At 45.6% G+C, this 23,544-nt stretch carries 21 protein-coding genes; 15 read left to right on the forward strand and 6 right to left on the reverse strand.

The window, feature by feature from the left end; genetic code table 11:
• Window positions 1-5 precede the first annotated feature (5 nt).
• From M3629_RS21315 to M3629_RS21365, 11 genes are all read left to right on the forward strand, one after another.
• Entirely contained in the window at window positions 6-1,382 is a 1,377-nt protein-coding gene (locus tag M3629_RS21315) for a lipopolysaccharide biosynthesis protein (protein WP_251510016.1), read from the forward strand.
• Window positions 1,369-2,433, forward strand: coding sequence for a polysaccharide pyruvyl transferase family protein (locus M3629_RS21320; protein ID WP_251510019.1), 1,065 nt, complete (start codon window positions 1,369-1,371; stop codon window positions 2,431-2,433). Before M3629_RS21315 ends, M3629_RS21320 begins: the two co-directional genes overlap by 14 nt.
• A complete protein-coding gene (locus tag M3629_RS21325) occupies window positions 2,430-3,818 on the forward strand; it encodes a sugar phosphate nucleotidyltransferase (protein ID WP_251510020.1) in 1,389 nt (462 codons plus the stop codon). The genes M3629_RS21320 and M3629_RS21325 overlap by 4 nt, the downstream gene beginning before the upstream one ends.
• A 32-nt stretch (window positions 3,819-3,850) precedes the next feature.
• Window positions 3,851-5,182 carry a UDP-glucose dehydrogenase family protein gene (locus M3629_RS21330; RefSeq protein WP_251510022.1) on the forward strand — a complete coding sequence of 444 codons (1,332 nt, stop codon included), beginning with the start codon at window positions 3,851-3,853 and terminating at the stop codon, window positions 5,180-5,182.
• A 14-nt stretch (window positions 5,183-5,196) separates the two neighbouring features.
• On the forward strand, window positions 5,197-6,117 hold the full coding sequence (locus tag M3629_RS21335) for an LCP family glycopolymer transferase (RefSeq protein WP_251510303.1): 921 nt from the start codon (window positions 5,197-5,199) through the stop codon (window positions 6,115-6,117).
• A 21-nt stretch (window positions 6,118-6,138) separates the two neighbouring features.
• Window positions 6,139-8,283 carry a WD40/YVTN/BNR-like repeat-containing protein gene (locus M3629_RS21340; protein ID WP_251510023.1) on the forward strand — a complete coding sequence of 715 codons (2,145 nt, stop codon included), beginning with the start codon at window positions 6,139-6,141 and terminating at the stop codon, window positions 8,281-8,283.
• Between the two features lie 34 nt (window positions 8,284-8,317).
• The gene (locus M3629_RS21345) at window positions 8,318-8,857 is read left to right on the forward strand and encodes a VanZ family protein (protein WP_251510024.1); all 540 of its coding nucleotides are present in this window, start codon (window positions 8,318-8,320) and stop codon (window positions 8,855-8,857) included.
• A 91-nt stretch (window positions 8,858-8,948) separates the two neighbouring features.
• A complete protein-coding gene (locus M3629_RS21350; RefSeq protein WP_251510025.1) occupies window positions 8,949-9,464 on the forward strand; it encodes a hypothetical protein in 516 nt (171 codons plus the stop codon).
• A 574-nt stretch (window positions 9,465-10,038) separates the two neighbouring features.
• Complete coding sequence (locus M3629_RS21355) at window positions 10,039-10,950, forward strand: ABC transporter ATP-binding protein (RefSeq protein WP_251510026.1); 912 nt, start codon at window positions 10,039-10,041, stop codon at window positions 10,948-10,950.
• Window positions 10,943-11,734, forward strand: a complete 792-nt coding sequence (locus tag M3629_RS21360; protein ID WP_251510027.1) for an ABC transporter permease — start codon at window positions 10,943-10,945, stop codon at window positions 11,732-11,734. Before M3629_RS21355 ends, M3629_RS21360 begins: the two co-directional genes overlap by 8 nt.
• 131 nt (window positions 11,735-11,865) lie before the next feature.
• The gene (locus tag M3629_RS21365) at window positions 11,866-12,939 is read left to right on the forward strand and encodes an AI-2E family transporter (RefSeq protein WP_251510028.1); all 1,074 of its coding nucleotides are present in this window, start codon (window positions 11,866-11,868) and stop codon (window positions 12,937-12,939) included.
• Between the two features lie 82 nt (window positions 12,940-13,021).
• Here M3629_RS21365 and M3629_RS21370 read toward each other — a convergent pair whose 3' ends face one another.
• On the reverse strand, window positions 13,022-14,374 hold the full coding sequence (locus M3629_RS21370; RefSeq protein WP_251510030.1) for a hemolysin family protein: 1,353 nt from the start codon (window positions 14,372-14,374) through the stop codon (window positions 13,022-13,024).
• Window positions 14,375-14,691: 317 nt separating this feature from the next.
• Between M3629_RS21370 and cls the strand changes: the two genes are divergently transcribed.
• Both cls and M3629_RS21380 read left to right on the forward strand, forming a co-directional pair.
• Window positions 14,692-16,131: a cardiolipin synthase gene (gene cls / locus M3629_RS21375; protein WP_251510032.1), complete on the forward strand. Its 1,440-nt coding sequence runs from the start codon at window positions 14,692-14,694 to the stop codon at window positions 16,129-16,131.
• 354 nt (window positions 16,132-16,485) lie between these two features.
• Window positions 16,486-17,397, forward strand: a complete 912-nt coding sequence (locus M3629_RS21380; protein ID WP_145333276.1) for a YitT family protein — start codon at window positions 16,486-16,488, stop codon at window positions 17,395-17,397.
• A gap of 101 nt (window positions 17,398-17,498) precedes the next feature.
• Here the strand turns inward: M3629_RS21380 and ligD are convergent, their stop codons facing one another.
• The 5 genes from ligD to M3629_RS21405 all read right to left on the reverse strand — a co-directional run bounded on the left by ligD (window position 17,499) and on the right by M3629_RS21405 (window position 22,873).
• Entirely contained in the window at window positions 17,499-18,389 is an 891-nt protein-coding gene (gene ligD / locus M3629_RS21385) for a non-homologous end-joining DNA ligase (protein WP_251510033.1), read from the reverse strand.
• Window positions 18,390-18,404: 15 nt separating this feature from the next.
• Complete coding sequence (locus M3629_RS21390) at window positions 18,405-19,364, reverse strand: RNA ligase family protein (protein WP_251510035.1); 960 nt, start codon at window positions 19,362-19,364, stop codon at window positions 18,405-18,407.
• A 63-nt stretch (window positions 19,365-19,427) separates the two neighbouring features.
• Window positions 19,428-20,525, reverse strand: coding sequence for a GerAB/ArcD/ProY family transporter (locus tag M3629_RS21395; RefSeq protein ID WP_251510037.1), 1,098 nt, complete (start codon window positions 20,523-20,525; stop codon window positions 19,428-19,430).
• Between the two features lie 157 nt (window positions 20,526-20,682).
• Window positions 20,683-21,552, reverse strand: coding sequence for a VOC family protein (locus M3629_RS21400; protein WP_251510039.1), 870 nt, complete (start codon window positions 21,550-21,552; stop codon window positions 20,683-20,685).
• Between the two features lie 406 nt (window positions 21,553-21,958).
• Complete coding sequence (locus M3629_RS21405) at window positions 21,959-22,873, reverse strand: Ku protein (RefSeq protein ID WP_251510040.1); 915 nt, start codon at window positions 22,871-22,873, stop codon at window positions 21,959-21,961.
• Between the two features lie 175 nt (window positions 22,874-23,048).
• Here M3629_RS21405 and M3629_RS21410 point away from each other — a divergent pair, with 175 nt between their 5' ends.
• Window positions 23,049-23,348: a hypothetical protein gene (locus M3629_RS21410; protein ID WP_251510047.1), complete on the forward strand. Its 300-nt coding sequence runs from the start codon at window positions 23,049-23,051 to the stop codon at window positions 23,346-23,348.
• A gap of 4 nt (window positions 23,349-23,352) precedes the next feature.
• Window positions 23,353-23,529, forward strand: coding sequence for an H-type small acid-soluble spore protein (locus tag M3629_RS21415; protein WP_251510305.1), 177 nt, complete (start codon window positions 23,353-23,355; stop codon window positions 23,527-23,529).
• Window positions 23,530-23,544: the final 15 nt, after the last annotated feature.

The following is a 23,544-nucleotide window of genomic DNA, read 5'->3' on the forward strand; positions in this document are numbered from 1 at the left end:
TCGTTATGGCTCAAGTTGCGCTAAGTAAAGTATTGCGGGGAAATGGCTTGATGAGTGCTATCTTTCAGACAAGTGGGACGAATCTGCTGGTCATGACACTGACGATGCTATCTTCCATACTTACATCACGCATGTTTGGAGTAGAAGGAAAAGGGGCATTCTCAGCCATCCTTTTCTGGCCTGCATTGTTAACCGGTTTGGTCGGGTTTGGCCTTCCTACGTCGATTATATATAACATCAAACAGAGTGCGAGCGAGAAGAGCGCGCAATATGTCCGTTTAAGTTTTTTGTTTCAAATTCCAGTGTGCATCATTATCGGAGTGGTTGCCTGGCTCGGTCTCCCATACTGGCTCTCAAGCTTTCCCCCTGAAGTGATTCAAATTTCCAGATGGTACACCATAGCAACGGTTCCTGTGCTGATTGTTATCAATCTCATATCGGCCCTCTCGCAGAGTAGGGAGAAATTCGCCGTTTATAATGGCATCCGATTAATGATCCCCCTCTTTAATGTAGGCGGGCTTTTTGTATTGTGGGGACTGGGCCTGCTCAGTATCCAGCTCGCGGCAGCCATCTATTTCGTGACCAGCTTCTCGGTTGTGGTGTGGGCAATCTATGCCAATCGTAATGAATTGAGACTGAGATGGTTTCAGGATCAGATAGACCAAGTTACAGCGAAGAAGCTTTTTGGTTATGGTGGCAAGGTGTATGGAGTAGAACTGCTTGGTACGCTCTATACCCAGTTTGATAAAATCATCATTCTTGCTCTGCTCACTCCGCGTGATTTTGGTTTGTATTCTGTTGTATTTGCATTATCACGAATCTATAATGCGGTGCAAACTGCAATCAGTAATGTGGTCTTTCCAAAAGTCACCGGACAGCCCCAGGAACAGATCATCCGGACGGTAGGCCGAGCATTTCGTATCTCCCTGATCGTCATGATGATCCTTGTAATCCCGACGATGTTTGTCGGGAACTATCTGATGGGCCTGCTGTTTGGTTCTGAATTTCTGGAGGCCAGTGTAGCCTTCTACATTTTAGCTTTCGAATGTATTATTGGCGGGGGCTCGTGGATTCTCGCATCTGCTTTTAATGCATTGGGACGTCCAGGGCTTGTGATGATCAGACAACTTATCGCACTTTCCGTCACGGTGGCTCTATTTTTTGTTTTCACCCCCTTATGGGGATTGAATGGGATTGCGATAGCGTTACTGGTCGGTTCTGTTGTACGTATGTTGGTTACGGTAGCCGCCATGAAAATCGTGTTCAAAGTCAGATTTGGAACGATGTTCTTTGACAAGCAGGACCTGCCTTTTCTGTATGAACGGCTAAACAAAAAAAGAAAAAGAGTGACCCAAGGAGGAGATGGAGATGCTGGACGCTAACAATATTCATCCCATGGAAGAGTTAAAGGGACATTTACGTCAGATTTTGAAAGTGATCCCGTCCGGAAGCAATATCTACTATCTGGATTACCCCGTGCATAGTAACGGTGGCGACCTGCTTATTATGAAAGGTACAGAAGCATTTTTCCGGGATAATGAAATTAATGTACTTGCCAGATACAGTGTCTTGGATTGCCCATTGTCTTTGAACGTGCCAGATGGAATAACGATCGTACTGCATGGCGGAGGTAATTTCGGTGATCTGTATCCTGCTCATCAGAAATTGAGAGAGCGGATGATCAACCAACATCCGCATCACCGGATTGTAATACTGCCTCAAACGATGTTCTACAAGAGTGATATTGAGCTGAAAAAGACAGCGCAGGTATTTAATCGTCATAAGGATGTACACTTCTTTGTCAGGGATACCGTATCCTATGAGATTGCCAAAAGGGAGTTTCGGCAAACTAATGTATATTTGTCACCGGATATGGCGCATCAGCTATGGCCACTGAAATCCAAGGGGCAACCCCTTGCGGAGATGTTATATTTTTTCCGTAAAGACATTGAGAAAACGAAGAATCAAACTCACTATGAATCTATCAGTGGACCTGAGGCCGTCTTCAAGGACTGGGAGACATTGTACAACCGGATTGATCGGAAGATTATTCGCATGATTACATCCCGTCTGAAATCAAGCAAAGGTCGGTCGCTCGCCCGCTGGTTATGGTACAAATATTCGGATCGGATGGTACATACCGCGATTAAAGAATTCAGTAAATATAAAACTGTCACAACGTCCCGCCTGCATGGGCATATTTTGGCTTGTCTGCTCGATCAGCCCAATGTACTGCTAGATAACTCCTATGGCAAAAACTCAAACTATTACGCAGCATGGACGAAAAATAATCCGGTGGGCCGATTGGAAGCAAACCAATCGGGAGGTGCCGGAAAGTCTGGAACTCCAGGGAGAGCTGAAGCGGCAAACCTGGCAAAAGAGCCTTCTAAGGGTTCCGGGGCTATTGTGCTCTCGGATGGAGCCGCGTTATGAGAAGCATTCTTTTATCCGGCGGCTCTGGCAAACGTCTCTGGCCATTGTCCAATGATGCCAGATCCAAGCAGTTTCTTAAAGTCCTTCGAAGTCCTTCCGGTGATTTGGAATCGATGGTGCAACGTGTATGGCGCCAAATGAATGAGAGTGGCCTTGCTTCACAAACACTCATTGCCACGAGTCTGTCGCAGGTCGAGATTTTGACTTCGCAGCTCGGTGAGGAAGTACAGCTGGTAGTGGAGCCGGAGCGCCGGGATACATTTCCAGCGATCGCCCTCGCAGCCTCCTACTTGTATTCCGTGGAGAGTGTGAGCCTGAGCGAAACGGTAGCGGTGCTGCCGGTTGATCCTTTTGTGGAAAAAGAATTTTTTGAGACGTTGTGCACTTTGCCAGAGATGATGGAGAAGTCAGGAGCAGATATGGCTTTGATGGGAGTTATACCGACCTATCCATCCGAGAAGTATGGATACATCATCCCAGCACGGGATAAAGAAAGTTCAGACATGTCGACAGAAGAATATATTCATGTAGCCAAGTTTCAAGAAAAACCCTGTGAATCCGATGCAGCTCTCATGATCGAGCAGAATGCATTATGGAATTGCGGGGTTTTTGCCTTTAAGCTCGGGTATTTGATCAATTTGTTAATTGAGATGGAGCTGCCAATCCAGTACGACGAGATGCTGAAACAATACGGGAGATTACAAAAAATAAGTTTTGATTACAAGATCGTTGAACAGGCGAAAAAGGTTATAGCCTTACCCTATAACGGATTTTGGAAGGATCTTGGTACGTGGAACACCCTTACTGAAGAGATGGATACCACAGTAGTGGGCAAAGGGTGGATTACGTCAGATACCCAAAACACACATTTAGTCAACGAACTAAACATTCCGGTGGCTATTCTGGGACTTTCAGATGTTGTGGTAGCTGTGAGCCCGGACGGTATTTTGGTCAGTGATAAGGAGTCCAGTCCAAGAATCAAAGAAATCTTGAAGAATGAGGATCAGCGTCCTATGTATGAGGAGCGCAGGTGGGGATGTTATCGGGTGTTGGATCACACAAGAAATGAAGCTGGGGGCGAGGTGCTAACCAAACGGATCTGTATTACTGCTGGTAAAAACCTTAGTTACCAATATCATCTGCTTCGCAATGAAGTGTGGACCGTTGCATCAGGGGAAGGCGAACTGATTCTGAATGGAGAGAGTCGCAAGATTGGTGAGGGGGATACCGTAGTCATTGACAAAAGCATGCTTCACTCTGTACGTGCGATTACCGAACTTGAAATCATAGAAGTACAGATCGGCACACAACTGATTGAGGAAGACATCGTGCGAGTATCCACGGAATGGAAAGATATTGTTCAGACTTATGTAAGGCATGTGTAACCATCACATTAGGACTTGGGGGAGATCTTGGAATGAATATTACGGTCATTGGCACGGGGTATGTGGGACTTGTATCAGGCGTATGCTTTTCAGAGCTGGGGAATCAGGTTATTTGTGTTGATAACAATGTGGAAAAGGTGAATTTGCTCACGGAAGGTCATGTGCCGATTTACGAGCCAGGGCTTAAGGAGATCATGAACAACAACGTGAAGGCAGGCAGATTGTCATTTACAACCAATATTCAAGATGCGATCAGTTATTCGGATATCATTATTATCGCTGTTGGCACACCTTCATTGCCTAACGGTGAGGCTAATCTCAGCTATATTGAGCTTGTCGCGCGGGAAATTGGTTCTCATATGGATAATTACAAAATAATAATGACAAAAAGCACTGTTCCTGTGGGGACCAATGATCGAATTCAGGAGTGGATCAGCAGTCTGACAGACCAGCCGTTTGATATGGCTTCCGTGCCCGAATTTCTTCGTGAAGGTACAGCCGTACAAGATACGCTCTTTCCTGACCGAATCGTAATTGGTACTTCCAGCGCCCGGGCAGAGCAGGTACTGAGAGAATTACATCAACCACTTACGGACCAGATTATCGTCACAGATATCCGTTCGGCAGAAATGATTAAATATGCATCCAATGCTTTTTTGGCAACCAAGATATCATTTATTAATGAAATTTCGAACATTTGCGAGAAGGTAGGTGCAGATGTCAGCCGTGTTGCAGAGGGTATGGGATATGATAGACGAATTGGTGGGTCATTTCTTAAAGCCGGTATTGGTTATGGAGGATCATGTTTCCCCAAAGATACTCAGGCGTTGATCCAAATTGCAGGCAATGTAGACTATGACTTCAAGTTGTTGAAATCCGTTGTGGAAGTAAACAAGGATCAGCGTTTTAATGTCATTCGAAAACTGGAGGATGCGCTGGGTTCACTAAAAGGAAAAGAAATTGCTGTTTGGGGGCTTGCATTCAAACCGGATACCGATGATGTACGTGATGCTCCAGCTATAGAGATTATTCAGCGTTTGTTGGAAGAAGGAGCCCGTGTTCGTGCATATGATCCAATTGCAACGGTAAACTTCCGAAAAGAGGTAGATTCACCTTCTATTGCTTGGGAAGAGCGCGCCATGAATGCAGCCGAAGGAGCTGATGCACTCTGTGTCCTGACCGAATGGAAGGAGTTCATGGAAGTGAATCTGGTTGAACTCTCCACTCGAATGAAACAGCCTATTCTGATTGATGGACGAAATATATACGGAGAGGCACAAATCAAGGATAGCTCCTTCCGATATTATGCTGTGGGACGTCCAAGCCTGACCAATATTGAAAGCAGAAAACCCGCAATCATCTGACGGAGGCGAATATGATGAGACTGGGGATTAAAATTACAGTTGGAGCAGTGGTCTTCATGGTTGTTCTGCTGCTGGGATATTCCGTTTATCTGTACCTGCACGTCAAATCAGCTGCGGAAGAGATGTATGAGCCGCGGGAACCGATTAAAAAGGTCTCTATTACAGATCAGCGTGGCGGGGGCGACTTTCCCGTAGACATGGAAAACGAGGAGGCTTTCAATGCGTTAATTCTAGGCGTAGATGAACGCACCAATGATCGAGGCCGCTCAGATACGATGATTGTGCTCAGCGTAAATCCGGCAAAACAGTCCGTTCTGATGTTTAACATCCCCCGAGATACCCGAACAAGTATCGTGGGACACGGTACGGAGGATAAAATCAACCATGCTTATGCATTTGGGGGCGTGAACATGTCTGTGCAATCCGTAGAGAAACTACTGGATATTCCTATACACTACTACATGAAAGTCAACATGGAGGGGTTTGCGCAGGTCATCGATATGCTAGGCGGGGTCGACGTGAATAATCCGTTTGCCTTTGACTACGAAGGAAGACGTTTTGAGCAGGGGACGATCCATCTGGATGGTGAGGCAGCTCTCGGGTTTTCACGAATGCGTTATGATGATCCAAAGGGGGACCTGGGCCGGAATGATCGGCAGCGGGAAATTATTCAGCAGGTATTGAAAAATACAGTGCAGGTATCCAACATGTTTCAGTTCGAATCTTTGCTCGATGAATTCAGTGCGCATGTCAGAACCGATATAACTTTTGATGAAATGAAGCAGATGTTCACCAATTATCGACCGGTGCTAAACCATATTGACTCCATTGAAATTAAAGGATCGGGGAAAAAAATAGACGGAATCTATTATTACATGGTGGATCAGGTGGAGAGGGACAGAATTCACCAAATGATTGTGGAGCACACAAGATGATCGGATAGGGCGGTGAACCAGATGCGTATCTCCACGCTAATGAAATTATCAATGATTATGCTGTTGATGTATATGCTGATGATACCTGCAAGTACAAGTGTTGTTCAATCAGCTCAAAGTTATCAATGGAAGCATGTGCCTATTGGTGGTGGGGGGTACGTTACAGGTGTTGTCATTCATCCGACTGAACCTGATCTGGTTTATGCTCGTACTGACGTTGGAGGGGCTTATCGCCTAGACACTTCCTCCGGAAACTGGATTCCGCTGCTGGATCATTTAGGGGATGAAGATAGCAATTTGTACGGGGTCGATGGCATTGCCTTGGACCAACAAAATCCGAATGTGGTATATATTGCGGCCGGGAAGTATGGCAATGTCGGACCAAGTGATATTCTGAAATCTACTGACCGCGGAGCTACTTGGAGACGTACGGGACTCAACCTTCGGAATGAAGCTAACGGGAATATTCACCGGGCCATGGGAGAGAGCATAGCTGTTAATCCAACCAATTCAAACTATCTGCATGTGGGTACACGTTATGATGGTTTGTACACCTCCAGTGACGGTGCGACCACCTGGAGCAAGGTAAGGGATGTGCCTAACGGGTTATCTGGTGAAGGTATACGAAGTGTAGCCTACGGATTGAATCCTGTAACGAAGCAAGGGCAAGTTGTGTATGCAGGTGTACGTGGTATTGGTGTATATAGCAAAGCGCCCAGAAGTAACGGACAGACGACCTGGCAACTTACGGGCCGGAGTCCTGAATACCCCGCCCGCATGACTGTAGCGAAGAACGGCACGTTATATGTAACGACAGATAACCAAGGGATTTTCAAATACAATGGTGTGCAGTGGACCAATATCACACCAAGCTCGAGTTATTCCTCGTATTACGGCATTACAATCGATCCTAGAAACGATAATCACATTCTGGCCGCAGTTCGGACAGGAGGCGATAATTTGCCCCTATATCGCTCGGTGAACGGGGGAAGCAGCTGGACCACTGTCAATAAAACACTGGTTTCCAAACCGGGATGGTGGACACCTAATATGTTTTTCTCCGCAACATCCAGTATTGGATTTGACCCCCACAATGCCGGTTCCGTATATGCCTCAGATTGGTTCGGTGTGTACAAAACAAATAACATCAATGGTACAAATGGAGTGGCAGGATCAGCAAGCACATGGGAAGCGATTACGGATGGACATGAGGAAGTTGTTGCACTCACAGCGTCAACTCCGCCACAAGGCGTATCATTTTTCAGTGGTTTAACTGATCAGATCGGATTTCGGCATGAGAACGTGAGCGAAATACCGCTTAACAAACTCCCGCTTGCGGGCATGCGTGAAATTGTGAGCATAGATTACCATGAGGCCAACCCGAACTACATGGTTTTTTTGGGGAGCAGTGACTGGTACGGTACAACAACCCGTTTGTTTGTCTCCTCTAATAATGGCGTTTCCGTAACTCCGATGAATCTTCCAGCAGGTTCTACGTTGGGGCGGCTAGCTTACTCGGCTACCAATCCCAACGTCATTGTCTATTATCCGCAAACTGGAAATCCGGTCAGGAGTATCAACAGAGGAACGACCTGGCAAAACATGAATGGCGCTCCTTTTCAGGCGATTGGAGGAAGTATGGTTTTCACTTATAACCATCCACTTGCCGCTGATCGCATCAACGGATATAAATTTTACATGTATGCTGCCGGTTATTTGTATCGCTCAACCGATGCAGGAGCTAACTGGTACAAAGGCAATGCCACCCGACTTCCGGTAAGTGAGGGGAACATTAAAGTAGAGGCTGCTCCCGGATTGGCGAATCGTGTATGGGTAAGTCTGGGTGCCGATGGGTTGTATGCATCAGCGAATTCGGGTTCCACGTTTACCAAGATTCAAGGCGTACAGAACTCCAGGTTGTTTTCTTTTGGCAAAAATCGACCTGGTCAGACGGTACCAAGCGCTTATGTATATGGGACTGTTAATAATATCACTGGCTTTTTCCGTTCCGATGACATGGGGATGACCTGGAGTAATATCGGTCCGACGGGTGAAGGGATTGGCTTGAGCAATGAACCACAGATTATGGTTGCTGATCGTCAAACCTATGGGCGCGTCTACATTGGCACGAATGGCAGAGGAATCTATGTCGGATCATTAGAGTAACAAGATTAACATAGTCATGAAAGTGGTGAACAAGATGACCATGAGGGGAGGCTCCGGGCCCCAAAGGTATAAGCAGACACGCAGAACATACGGATGGTGGATTGCCCTGCTGCTGGTTGTCATCTGGATTGTAATCATCTGGTCGATGTCTGCTCAATCTTATCAGCAGCAGAATATTCAGCCGTGGCTCCACAGACTATCGCAGAAGGTGCACATCGGGTTTACACTGCCCGATGTGCACTTTACGTATAGCGGACATGAATATTCGCTAAAACAGAGACCGTATGATTTTGTAGAATTCCTCTTTCGTAAGACTGCGCATCTATTAGTCTACGCTATACTCGCAGTGTTAATCTATGGTAGTCTGCGTTACAAACGGGTGCGTGTCATAACATGCGTTGCGTTAGCGCTGATGTTCGTTGTAATCATTGCCTCCATTGACGAGTATATTCAACAGTTTAGCCCCAACCGTACGAGTTCAATCTGGGATGTCGGTGTAGACTTGATTGGCGGGTGTTGTGGTATTGCAATTTATATAGGAATTCGAGCTTTGCTGGGTAGAAGACATCATTGATTTCCCAGGAAATGCAATGTTTCACCCAGCTATAGCTTCTACTTGCTTGCATACCAACATACATATGGGGTAGGCAGGACAAGGGGGCTGAATGATGCTAAGAAGAAGAAACCGTAATGCGCTGCTCAAAAAAAGTGGACTTGTTTTATTTGTAATGCTTTTGCTATGGCTGATTATTAGGAGTGTACCTGCGTTATTCCGTGCAGATGCGCCTGCAGAGGCTGCTGCTGTAGCAGAAGAGTTTTACAAATACGAGCAAACGGGTGACTTCGGAAGCTCCTGGGAGCTTTTTCATCCTTTAATGAAAGAGCGATTCCCAAAGAGTGCCTACGTGCAGAATAGAGCACACATCTTTATGCAACATTTCGGTGTGCAGACGTTTGAACTGGAGATGGAACCGCCGGAACGGGAATTTGATGTAGAGATCATGAAAGGCGTGAAGCCCTTTTCCGAAGCTTACAAAATAAAAGTTACACAAATGTATTCCGGAACCTTTGGAAGGTTTGATCTTGTGCAGATTTGTTATCTCGTGCAGGATGGTAAGCAGTGGACTCTGCTATGGTATTATCCAGATGAGGGAAAACACAACACTGAAACTTCATCCTGATGCGTGATATAGTGTAATATCAGGATGAGGAGTTAATGTTACATAGCTTGTAATGTAAATGAAGGTTTAACATACCGTTTTGTATCATTAGTCCTTGATTAAGCGCTATAAATGCGAGACTTTTGTCGCATTTATAGCGCTTTTTTGAATTTTCAACCTAATTTTGTGCTTAAAAAGCTTGACAATAGTCCTGGTGTCAAGTAAATTACGAATTAGGATACAAAATGTATCAAATTTCAGCGTCTAACGACAAATAACAGGGACTAGAGGCTCCCTGTGAGGGGAAGGTATTCCATTGAATGAAACGGGCCGCTTTTACTGTGTCAGTTGTGGGATGATTGTGTCGGTCGCTAGAGACGCTGCCCAGAAACCAGAGGGCAATGGAGGCAATCACGTATTTCGTACTGGATTTTACCGGAGTGAAATGCCGCTTGGATGCTGTGAGGCGTGTGTAGTTGAATCAAAACGAGAAGGTAAGTCCCAGTTTGCAGGACAATTTACTAAAGATTATGATACACTATGCTCATATGAGAAGCGGGCATAACATATGTCCGTCCATGAAGGAGAGGATTGAATGCAGCAGGAGCCGGTCGTCCGACTTCAAGGCGTCAGTAAAATCATTTCCTCCCGATCATTGGTCAGTGACCTGACCCTGGATATTTCTCCGGGGCAGGTTTTTGGTTTTTTAGGACCGAATGGCGCGGGGAAAACGACAACGATTCGAATGATGGTAGGTTTGATGTCCATTAGTAAAGGAGATATTTTCATCTCTGGACACAGTGTGAAGAATGAGTTTGAAGAGGCGATAGCCCAGGTGGGGGCAATTGTGGAAAATCCGGAGATGTACAAGTTTCTGACCGGATATCAGAATCTGGTGCATTTTGCCCGTATGTCACCTGGTGTTACCAAGGAACGTATTGCAGAGACCATTGAGCGTGTGGGCCTAACAGCGCGGATTCATGACAAGGTAAAAACCTATTCTTTGGGTATGCGTCAGCGCCTTGGTGTCGCACAGGCTATATTACATAGACCTAAGCTGTTAGTTCTGGATGAGCCAACAAACGGTCTCGACCCTCAGGGCATAAGGGAGTTAAGAGATTATCTGCGGCTTCTCACCCATGAAGAAGGGATTACTGTTTTTGTATCAAGCCATTTGTTGTCCGAGATGGAATTGATGTGTGACACCGTAGCAATTATTCAGAACGGTAAACTGATTGATGTTCGAAATCTGCGGGATGAGCAAGGTTCAGATGCTTTAATTGAAGTTGCGTTTGAAGTCGATGACGCTGAACGTGCTGTTGAACTTATGGGAGGAGAGGCCGTTATTCAGGGTAAGGTTATCGTGGCGTCTCTCTCACGAGAACAGATTCCCGAGGTCAATGCCAAGCTGGTTCGTGAAGGCGTGCAAGTTTATGCCATTCGTAGTGTGACCCGTACGCTGGAAGATCAATTCTTGCAAGTGACTGGAGGTGGCGGCATTGGGTAGTTTCGGCAATCTGCTACTGAATGAAAATATGAAGGTGTTCCGTCGTGTACGTACCTGGGTTATGTTAGCTATTCTTGTTCTGATCTCGCTGCTAATGCCCTTTTTAATGAAGCAGGGCTCGGGGACAAGTGATGTGCTATATTGGCAGCCTGCGGCTACGACAGTCCAGATTGTATTTTTCCTGAATACGATTTTTTGTGTCGTCGTTGCAGCGGAATCGGTGGCGGGTGAATTTACGTGGGGAACCATTAAACTGTTACTCATCCGTCCATGGTCACGCAGCAAAATTCTGGCTTCCAAGTATCTGACGGTAGTGGGTTTCAGTATATTAAGTACACTATTGGTCATTGGTATGGCCATGCTCAGTTCTTATATTCTGTTTTCTCATGATGTTTCGGTAGAGAGTGGTGTACTGGCAGGCGATGCCTTTACGAGGTGGAGCTATCTGTATATCGACCTTTTCATTACACTCGCGATCGCTTTTATGGTTTCTTCTGTATTTCGCTCCGGTGCACTTGCAATCGGGTTGTCCCTGTTTATTATGTTCACGCAAAACATATTCTCACTGATCTTCAATCCGGATCGGTATGATTGGGCGAAATATGTGCTGTTCAACAATATGGATCTGAGTAAATATATGGACTCACCGTCAGGTATGAGCTTAATGAATGGTGCAAGTGAAGGGATGAGTCTCGGGTTCTCCTTAGCCGTTCTCGCTGTATATTATGTCGTCTTTATGGTGATATCCTGGGTTGTATTTAACAAAAGAGATGTGGCAGGTTAATTCCTGCCTCTTTTTTTTGTTTGCATGTGGCATAGCTGTTCATTCAGGGTACATACTGGTATTGTAATGTTAAGTATTATATTATCGTCGCAGTCACCTTGGCATGGCAGCGGATGGAGGGATCACGCTTCTTGATTAACAACAAATTTTACCGCATATGCACGGCAATTATTTTACTGCTGCTGATCGTGTATTTGGGGGATAAAGTCAACTTTATTTTCCGCCCTCTCACTTCGCTGATTCATATCATTATTATCCCGCTGCTGATCGCAGGATTTTTCTATTATCTTTTGCGCCCGCTCGTGGACTTCATGGAACGCCATAAAATCAAAAGGGCGCTGTCTGTCCTGATTATTTATGTCGTTGTCGGACTCCTCATCGCAGGATTCAGCGTTCTCGTATGGCCTTCCCTGCGGGAGCAGTTATGGAATTTTATCGAAAATACACCTAAGCTTGTCTCATCTCTTGTAGAGCAGATTAAAGCACTGGAAAACAATCGTTTTCTTGCTCGTTACTTACCGGAGGATTCAGACTTATTTACCAGATTGTCCGATTATTTAAGTCAGGGAATTACGCAAGTTACGGATTATGTCTCAGGTCTGTTTTCTGTTGTATCCAACTTGGTCATTATTTTGGCGACATTTCCGATTATGCTCTATTACATGCTCAAGGAAGGTAGTAAATTCGGAATCAACCTGACGCTGTTATTGCCGAGACATTATCGAAAAGACGGGGAAGAAACGGTACACGAAATTGATGAGGCTCTAAGCAATTATATTGTAGGCCGGGTTATCGTTAATGTGGCGCTGGGCATTCTCATGTTTATCGGTTTTATTCTCATCGGGTTGCCTTATGCGCTGTTATTAACGGTAGTGTCTATTATTCTGAACTTTATTCCTTATGTGGGGGCGCTACTGGCGGCGATTCCGGTTGTGATTGTTGCTTTTATCGACTCGCCTTCCATGGCTCTCTGGTCTCTAATCATTATCGTCGTTGCACAGCAAATTCAGGATAATCTTATCTCCCCTTATGTGTATGGCAAACAACTTGATATTCATCCGTTGACTACGGTGATCTTGCTGCTCGTTGGAGCCGACCTCGGCAACATTCTCGGCATGATTATTATCATTCCGCTGTATATGATTCTGAAGATTATATTTAGGAAAATCCAGAATCGCATTGTTGAGGATCGTGCAGAATCCTAATGTGTGGCACGAGAGGTCTGGATGTTTCATCCGTCAGCATTAAAAAAGTCTGTCCTTGTGTAGTGGACAGACCTTTTTTAAATCAAACGTTTGTTTCTTTCTCGTCTTCATCGGTGTAGTCTGACATGTTCAGTGGTTCTTTCGGGACGATTGCGACCTTGTAAAAGCGATTTTTATCTTTTTCCAGCAGAACGAAAGTCAGGTTCTCATATTCGTACTCATCCTGTTCGTTCATCTCCGGACGGTGGCTGTAGAGCCATCCACCAATCGTATCCCACTCGTCCGCATCGAGCGAAGCCATGAACATATCGTTGACTTTAGACAGCGAAACCTTACCATCCATGATGATATAATGCTCATTCACGATCTGAATTTCTTCTTCTTCGTCTGCGTCGAACTCATCGCGAATCTCACCGACAATCTGCTCCAGTACGTCTTCAATCGTTACTATACCCGACGTGCCTCCATACTCATCGACGAGAACAGCAATATGCACGCCATCCTTCTGCATTTTTTTGAGCAAGTCCTTAACCGGAGTTGTCTCATGAACGGCAGACACGGGCTGAATCAGGGAAGATAGGTCGACAGGATCATCATTACCATACAGTTCTAAGAAAAATTGTTTTGTATTAATGATACCGATAATATCGTCTTTGCTTTCATTAACGACTGGAAAACGGGTGTATTGCTCTTCACGAATAATTTCGAGGTTTTCCTCGTTTGTTTTATTTAGATAAAGGCAGACCATGTCGGTCCGGGGAACCATGATCTCTTTGGCCAGCATCTCATCAAAAGCAAAAATTCGGCTAACATATCCAAATTCCGCCTGATTGATTTTGCCACTCTCAAAGCTCTCGTTAATAATGATCTGGAGCTCCTCTTCGGAGTGTGCGTCTTCATGCTCTGAAGCAGGCTTGATACCAAACAATTTGACCAGTTGGTTCGCAGAGCCGTTTAACAGCCAGATAAAAGGATACATTACTCGGTTAAACAAGATGATAGGACCGGACGTCAGTAGCGCGACAGTCTCGGCTTTGCGGATCGCTATCGTTTTGGGTGCGAGTTCACCCACAACAACGTGTAAATATGTGATCGCTACAAAGGCAATGACAAAGGACAAGAATGAAGCGAGTGCGTCTGGAATGCTCATGCTCTCAAACACCGGGTGCAGGATTTTCTCTACTGTGGGTTCGCCGAGCCAGCCCAGTCCGAGAGATGTAATCGTGATCCCGAGCTGACAAGCAGACAGGTATCCGTCCAGATTGGCAACGGCCTGTTTTACAGCGAGCGCTCGTTTGTTCCCTTCTGCAATCATTTGATCAATTCGGCTCGGACGAACCCGTACGAGAGCGAATTCCACTGCCACGAAAAATGCCGATAACCCTATCAAAAGTGCAACCAAAATCAAATTTATTGCATACCTCTCACTGTCCATTCACTACTCTTCTCCTTTTATGTAATAAGTTTTAACGAGTATTATATCTAATTTTACGTAAGAAGACCACCTTTACCGGAAGAAAAGAGGAAGAGTCTGGAAAGGGAGTTGTCAAATCAGTGTTGAAGTTAGGCTATGTAAAGTTTTATCTAAGTATTCGTTACGATTGTCCTCTACATTGGGTATCTATGATTAGCTGGCAACATAATCGTCAAAGCTGGTTAGAATGAAGCAAGGCAAAGCTAGTGAGCGAGATAACGGAATTTTACAAAATAGATAATAAAATATTTGAGTGTATGTACTAAGGGGGAGGCCGCATGTTCTGGCTGGTCATTATTTTACTTGTGTTTATTTTTCAAGCGGCTACGATTCTTCTGCTGGAGTTCCGTAATCCAGCCAAAGCAGTGGCATGGCTGTTCATCTTATTTTGTGTGCCCTTAATCGGATTCGTCGTGTATTATTTCGTAGCCCAGGACTACAGTAAACGCAAAAAACTTCGAAAGGGCGGGTCGCGCATCTTCAGGGAGATGCGCAAAACGATCTGGAAACAGGCGCACATTATAGAAGAGGTTACCCAAATGCCAGGGGATCGATACAACCATCAGCACCGTTTATTCAATTTGTTATCGCATCTGTCCGAGAGTCCGATTACAGGCTGTAATCGGAGCAAGGTCCTCACGAATGGTGAAGAAGCTTTTGCGGCGATGCTGAGAGAAATGGAGAAGGCCAAGCACCATCTGCATGTCGAGTTTTATATTTTCAGGGATGATGTGATCGGTACTCGCTTTCAACAGGTGATGATCCGTAAAGCGCAGGAGGGAGTGAAAGTCAGGTTCATCTGCGATGGGCTCGGTAGTCATAACCTGAGTTGGAGTTTTATACGCAAGCTTCAGGATGCGGGGGTTGAGTTTCATTTTTTTCTGCCACCGCTCATTGCGACGATTGATCGTAGAGTCAATTACCGAAACCATCGAAAAATTGTAGTTGTGGACGGGAAGGTCGGCTTTGTTGGAGGTATTAACGTTGGAGATGACTATCTAGGGCAATACCCTGAGGTCGGATTTTGGCGAGATACCCATGTGCAGATTGAAGGAGATGCGGTCTATTTCCTGCAAAGCACGTTTCTTAACGACTGGAAGCTGGCCTCGGGAAAACGGATTATGGAGCCGCAGCTCGGAGAATTGTTTCCCCCGCATATTTGCAGCGGCGGAGAACGGATTCAGATTTTAGGCAGTGGACCCGATCAGGATTGGGACGCCATTCAAGAGATGTGCTTTGGTGCGATTTCAGTAGCCTGTGAACGGATATATATTACCACACCGTATTTCATTCCTGATCCAGCTCTTTACGAGGCTCTTAAGACTGCTGCGGTCAGTGGGGTGGATGTAAGAATTGTTATTCCGTATCAATCCGATTCAAGACTAGTGCATCTGGCATCGCTTTCTTATGTTGAAGAATTGCTACGTGCCGGAGTGAAATTTTATCAATATCGCAAAGGTTTTGTGCATGCCAAAGTGATGATCGTCGATGAATTATTGGCAACAGTAGGGACGGCAAATATGGACATGCGCAGTTTCTTTTGTAATTTTGAATTGACGGCTGTATTGTTTGAAAGCTCTGCGATTCAACGTCTGCTACATGATTTTGAACGTGACCTTGAGGATTGTAGCCAAATAGATACCTTTGCATTCCAACATCGCTCACGTCTGCAAAAAGGGGCCGAAATGCTTTCTCGCATGCTTTCTCCGCTTCTTTAGCCGATTTAGGGCAGATTTCTGAAGATAAATTCACTTTATTTGAATTTATCTTCTTTTTGCTAAGTATTTTGCTCCAATTTGATCTTTTATGATATAATAGTTATATAAATCATGTCGTGACGAAGGAGGGGAGTCTGGGGAAACAGGCTCCCTTTTGCTCTCTTTTGGAAGTGTGATCCGGCAAGCAGTACATCTTGAATCTATTTTATATCGCCTTTAGATACCCGTTTTGATGGTGGGTTATAGTACATGAAGAATATAGTCTTAATTGATTATCTACATGGAGCTTCCCCGTGGAGTAATTTAATGGATATATAAAATGGATTCACATTCTGATTTTACGGGGGGGATACCATGTCCAATGTAACGGTGAAAGAACTAACGGCCAAGCAAGCCGACCGCGGCGTCAAAAGCTCCGTGTTTACGCTGAAGTTTCTGCAGCGTATCGTAATGATCCTGATCGGTGCTGTGCTCATGGCCGTATCGCTTGAAGTATTCCTCGTGCCTAACGGCGTCATCGACGGCGGTATCACGGGGATCTCGATTATGGTCTCGGAGCTTACACATCTGCCGCTGGGGATATTTCTGACTTTGCTCAATATGCCTTTTCTGATTCTTGGTTACAAGCAGATCGGTAAGACCTTTGCATTATCTACTTTGCTGGGAATCGTCGTGATGTCTATTGGAACATCGCTGTTGCACAAAGTTCCAGCACTAACACCTGGTGAACCGCTTCTCGGTGCCGTATTCGGCGGATTAATTCTGGGTGTCGGGGTAGGTCTAGTTATACGTTCTGGTGGTTCACTGGACGGTACGGAGATCGTGGCTATTCTGTTTAGTGAGAAATCACCGCTCTCTGTGGGACAGATCGTATTGATTATCAACGTATTTATATTCGCGGGTGCCGGATTCGTATTCGGTTGGCCGAACGCTCTGTACTCCATGATTGCCTATTATATTGCCATGAAGATGATTGATATCGTAAATGAAGGACTAGATCAGTCCAAGTCGGTCTGGATCATCAGTGAGAAGTATCGTGATATCGGTTCCGCGTTAACAGATCGTCTCGGACGTGGTGTAACGTATCTGGACGGAGAAGGCGGATTCAGCGGGGATGAGAAAAAGATCATTTTTGTTGTCATCACTCGTCTGGAAGAAGCCAAGCTGAAGTCTATCGTTGAGGACTGGGACCCGCAAGCTTTTGTAGCCATCGGTAACATCCACGATGTGAAGGGCGGACGTTTCAAGAAAAAAGGTATCCATTAGCGAAGCTTTCAGCTCGATTTGACACAAGGCTAATGAAACAACAAAGGGAAAAAAATGTTCTGCTATATCAATAGCCGATATCCTGTGATTCAGGATATCGGCTATTTTTTCTTGAGATGTTTCAGAATCAGTTCGATAGGTTGCGGTGGCACCGCTGCAATCAGATCGCCAACGGTTGTCAGGCGTTCAATAATATTCATAAGGTGATAATCCTGAATAGAGACATCACGGCGCACCTCATCCCAAGTCAGGGGGGTGGAGACGGTTCCCCGTGGCTTAGCGCGAGGTGTATAGGGGGCAGCCAGTGTTTTGCCCCCATAATGCTGCAGATAGTCAAAGTAAATCCGATCGCCCCGATCCTTTTTGAGCCGTTCCAGTGTAAACAATTCAGGATGTTTTTGCGTGACATATTTACCTACAAAATGACCGATATCCCGTAATTCATCAAATGTCACACCAGGAGTAATTGGCACAATGATTTGAACACCTGTGGCGCCAGAGGTTTTGGGAACGGATTGCAATCCGAGTGAAGACAATGTTTCACCTACAAGCAAGGCGGCCTGCATGATTCGCGGTTCATGCTCCATCGAAGGGTCGAGATCGATCATCCATTCACAAGGTAGCGTACTGTTAATCGCATGCAGCGAAGGGTGAAATTCAAGTGCTGCGAGATTCCCCAGCCAGAGCAGCTCAGGCAGTCCGTTCATCACAACATACCGGATACCTTCATGCTCCTGTGTATGAACGAAATCAGGCAACGGCTCCGGTGCATTTTTCTGATAAAAGAACGTGTCGCCGGCACCATGAGGATATCGAATGGTTGTCAGTAAACGGTTGTGAGTATAGGTTAGCAGGTAAGGGGCAAGCGCGGCCAACTTTTGCAGATAGATCGCTTTGGTAATTCCTGCTTCTGGCCACAACAGCTTGTCTGGATTCGTAACCGTGAGTTCTACACCTTCAATCTTGATGGAACCTTTAATTTTGTGAGGCATACCGTGCGTCTCCTTTCACTGGAAATCATGTTGGAGCTGGCTCGCCAGGCAATCCTCCCGTGTCACTTCTGCGAAGGTTTGAATGCTAGGATGTCTCAGTGTGCGATGATGCGTCAGTTCCATATATTGCACCTTAAGTCCAATCTCGGGTTGTACCCAAGTTGTCTCTGCGCTTCGCTCTGGGATGTTATGGAACGGCCTATCCTTTATGATAAGTGGTTGTACCTGTGAAGTGAGTTCCCGCCAGCGATTGATGTTCAACTTACCCGTACCTACATGACCAATATAGATAAATTGTGATCCGTCATATACGCCAATCGCAACGGCGTTTACGATTCCGTCGCGATACGTAACGCCCCCGATCATGGCGTATAGATCATGCATGATCTTCACCTTCTGCCAGCGTGAGTCTTTGCCACCGATTCCGTAGGTGCTAGTGAGATCCTTGCAGACGATGCCTTCCATCTGGTGTTGCTTCAAGACGTGAAGCAGAGCGGATGCATCGGGTGCGTTGGTCACTTCTTGAACCTGGTGACTGGTACGTAGCACTTGGTGAAGGAGTTGCTGGCGAGTGGATAATGTCTGATCTGTGACCCATTTCCCATCGTAATAAAGAATGTCAAAAACCATATAAGTAATCGGTATCTGCTGTTTGGCTTGAGAAATGTGATCCGGCTTGCTCATCCGATCCCGGCGAAGCACATGATAAAAGGAAGGGCGCCCCGTATCCGGATCGAGTGCAATAATTTCACCATCCAAAATGTAAGAGGTACCCTCACATAGATTGCGCGGTTCCACTAGTTCGGGATACTGGGTTGTCCGGTCGTGTAATCTGCGATTGACCAGCCGTAACTCTTGTCCGTTTTCGTAGGCGAGCATGCGTACACCATCCCACTTAATCTGGGCAATCCACTGGGAGCCTGCAGGTAAAGTATCCCGGGATACAGGTTCGAAGGGTATAACGGGTTTGATCATATGTTACTCCTTTCCTTAAGCCAGCTACGGCATATTAGGATTAAACCAAATGCGAAGAGGGCGTTAATGTTTTTGTGATTTATGTTTCAAACGATGAATCAGGATCAGCAGCAGCGGGAGGAAAATGCCACAGGTTAGATCCCAGTCAATCCAGTAGGGAATGATCACTTTCAGATAGAAGGTTTCATTCGGAGCGATCAGGATGGAACATGTTAAAATAAGCAGTGCTGCCGGCAAGATGAGATTCCGATAGCTTGACAATCGAAACAAATGAGCAAGACCAAGCACAAAGCCGTAGAAGAAGAGCACACTTTTGAAAAATACGGCAATAATCCAGACGGAAGCCATGATAGCCTCAATGCGTTCTAAAAAGTGACCGATGTTAATCAAACGGGACAGATTAAATGAAGTGAACCAGTAATGCTGTGTCACAAACGGCCCCATAATAAGTAGACACATACTTAGTATTAGCGTTAGCATTAATCCGCCGATCATACCCATCAGTAAGAAGTCTCTTTTCAGATGGGTATTCTGCTCCGTGTATGGCAATAACATCATGAAAATACATAGTTCACAGTAGGGATATGTAAGTACAGCGATAAAACCTTTGAAAGGATCAAGCAAACCCTGACCCAGAATGGGTTTTATGTTTTCTAATTCTGCTTTTGGGAGTAGACATAAGGTAAGAATAATCAAGAACAGGACAACGAGAGGTAACAGGATTTCAGCGGTTCTGCCAATGTTAGGGAGGCCGGACCGCAATCCCCAGGCAAGAGCAAAGATGAATGTCAGGTGTAACACCCATAATGGCGAATTTCTCAGAATGTTCGTCGCCATAAAGTCTCCCATTTCACGGATGAACGTCGATGCACTAATTAGAAAATAAAAAATATAGAATACGCTGACAACAGCACCCACCCATGGCCCCAGCACCCGGAGTACATGTTCAATTAAATTCAGACGTGGATCCAAGCGATATACAGCAAGCATGATCAGAAGTACACCTAATCCGCCTCCTACGCCAAGTAAGGAAGATATCCAGGCATCTTGCTGAGCATAAGAGGTGATCATCGTTGGGAAAAAGAGGATTTGCTCACCGATTGTACAAAGGAACATCAGCGAAGCGAGTTGCCTGACGGTCAAACGTCCCTTTTCAATCATTTCAATAAATCTCCTTCGTCTGACAATGTTTAAGTCTGGGTTAGGATGTACCAATATTTAAGGTTTTATCAGAGGTATAAAAAAAGCCCGACCTTTTGATCTCCTGAGAAAGCTTTGGAGGAACAAAAGTCGGGCTTTTTTTATATAAAATTGCACTTTAGGCTTCCGTGATCAGGCGAATTCGGATGTTTTGCGGATCTGCCGCATACCATGCATCCCCATCCCGGCTTAGTTCAACGCCTGCCTGTCGCAGACGTTCAACGGCCTGTTCAACTTCATGGTTATGGGCATACACAATGGTGAAATAGTCGATTCCCGTAGCGTTGCCAGGATTAATTGGTGCGTTAACTCCGGCCCAAATATTAAGCCCCAGATGGTGATGGTACCCTCCGGCAGACACAAACAGTGCTGACATGTTGGCAAAGTTGCCTACAACATCAAATCCCAGAATACCGGAGTAGAAGCTGCGTGCTTCTTCCAGACTGCGAACGTGAAAGTGAACATGACCGATAACGGTGCCAGCCGGCAGGCCGTTCCAAGTCTCACTTGCCGACAGATCAAACAAGCTCTGCACATCTACTGGATCGCTTGCCATGACGTAATTATTGTCTGCATCCCGTTTCCAAGTATCACGAGGGCGGTCGGCATAAATTTCAATCCCGTTTAGATCCGGATCAGAGATATAGAAGGCTTCACTCACCAGGTGGTCTCCTTGACCAATATCGATACCGGATGCAACAAGATTACGAACCGCAAGTCCAAGCGACTTGCGGTCAGGCAGCAGAATGGCAAAGTGGTACAAGCCAGCATGGGTACGCTCCGGCAAAGTGATGCTGTTGCTCACTTCTTCAAGGCGAAGAAGCACACTCTTTCCGTCCGCTGTCATTGTGGCGATATGATTTTGGCGTGTCAGCAGTTTGAGGCCAACGACGTCTGTATAAAACTGGATGGAACGATCCAGATTGCTAATTTTAAGACTGACTTCACCCAGATGGGTTGTTGCTGGAATTTGATAAGTCGTACTCATGGTTATTTCCTCCTTATGATGCTTTCTCATCTGAACAATTCACAAATTATAACGTGCAAATATTACATATTGGAACAAGGTACATATCATTGTAAGGGTTAGAGCTTTGAAGGAGATGACTTGAAAATAAAATATATCACTATACAAATATAAATAAGTTACTTTTCATAAGTTAATATAAAATATTAACCCTATTTAGTCAATAACTTAAACAAAATTGTTTCATTGGCAGTGTCAGAGATGTCAGTGTAATTGGGGAGGAGTCATAGTGGCGAGCGGAGGATGGTGAGCGATAAGGTGCTTCCACCACTTGCTAACGAACCGATAGGGCAGTCTCTGAATCATGATGACCCAATTACGGTCCGTTAAGCACAAGCAGGGCCCATCTTCTACTTCACCGGCACGCCTACGCTTTTGGTTTAGCTGGGGCTTTTTTTCGTTTCGGAGCAGCAGGGGTAGCATCCGTTTCTCCTCCGGCAGCAGCCTGGGCGGTTGTTTTGCGCGGAGTGCGTTTTTTAGGTTTAGCCGTGGATGTTCCTGGGTCTGAAGGGATAGGCTTGACGGCTTCAATACTTGCTTGAAGGGCAGCCATAAGATCCATCACATTAGCTTCCGGTTTGGCTGGAGCAATCTTGATTTCCTCACCAGCAACCTTGTGTTGAATGAGGTCAAGCAGCTTTGCCCGATAATCATCTGTATATTTACCAGGTTCAAACGGAGTTGAAAGTTGGTCGATTAGCAGTTTGGCCATCGTGAGTTCTTTTTCGTTTACATTTTGAACTTCAGGAAGGTTAGGAACCTGTGACACGGGACGGATCTCATCCGGGTAAAAAATAGTTTCCATCGACAAGCAGTCCTCTAAAACACGGATGGCTGCGAGACTGCTTTTGGAGCGAATAGAAATTTTAGCAATGCCTATTTTACCCGTATCCCGCATGGCGTTCATGAGGAGCTGATAGGCATTACCACCAGCCTGATCAGGAGAGAGATAATAGGTTTTTTGAAAATAGATCGGGTCAATTTCAGTCAAATCCACAAAATCCAGAATGGTAATGGTTTTGCTACTGGACTCGTTTAAGGCCTCAAGTTCTTCTTTTTCGAAAAGAACAAATTTGCCCTTCTCATATTCATAGCCTTTGGTGATCTCTTCCCATTTGACTTCGACCTCACAGGAGGGGCACTGACGTACATAAGCGAGCGGGCTTCCGCAAACGTTATGAATGTAACGCATGGAGATATCCTTGTCCTCGGTAGCCGAGAACATTTTGACAGGGACATGCACGAGACCAAAACTGATCGCGCCTTTCCAGACCGTATGCATAAGAGCGGCTCCTTTCGAATTTCTTTTTTGGTAATAGTATGGGCAGCTGTTGTAAGGGATAGTCGTAAATCCTTGATTGTTATGGTGGATTGGATTATCCAGAAGGGGTTCCGTTATTTTGTATGGTTCTGCAAGAGTCGGGGATGATAACAGAAACATGATGGGGAGGTGCCAGATGAAAAACAGGCGGGATGAGGAAGAGGCGCATAAGCATACTTTTACACCCTACCCTCTGGATGATGCCGAGAGTGCGGAAGAGTTCTATACGCCGGCAGCAGATGTAAACTGGGAAGCAGTGACTTCAGAGAAGCTGCCACTTGATCGTGAATCATTTATGCTGGATATCGATCGTATGGTGAATGAGGGTTTAGGCGGCGGCCAGGTTACAGAGGATAACGGTTATATTGGCGATAGTACAACAGATACGATTGTGCAAGAGAATCACTATGAAGACCCGGAAGGAGACTACGAATAAGATGATGGATGCGAAACGTGCCAAAGCCATTTATAATTCCAAAGATACAATCGCAGTGACGCTTGAAGGAGAGCCTGTCTGGATTGAAAATGTGGACGAGGCCAATGGTATGGCAACGGTACAGGTGGGCAGCAGACCAGGAAATACCCAAGCGGTGCGAGTGGATCGTCTGGAAGAGTAGCGACTATACAAATTG

The organism is Paenibacillus polysaccharolyticus (assembly GCF_023714295.1).
GTDB classification, from domain to species: Bacteria; Bacillota; Bacilli; order Paenibacillales; family Paenibacillaceae; genus Paenibacillus; species Paenibacillus polysaccharolyticus_A.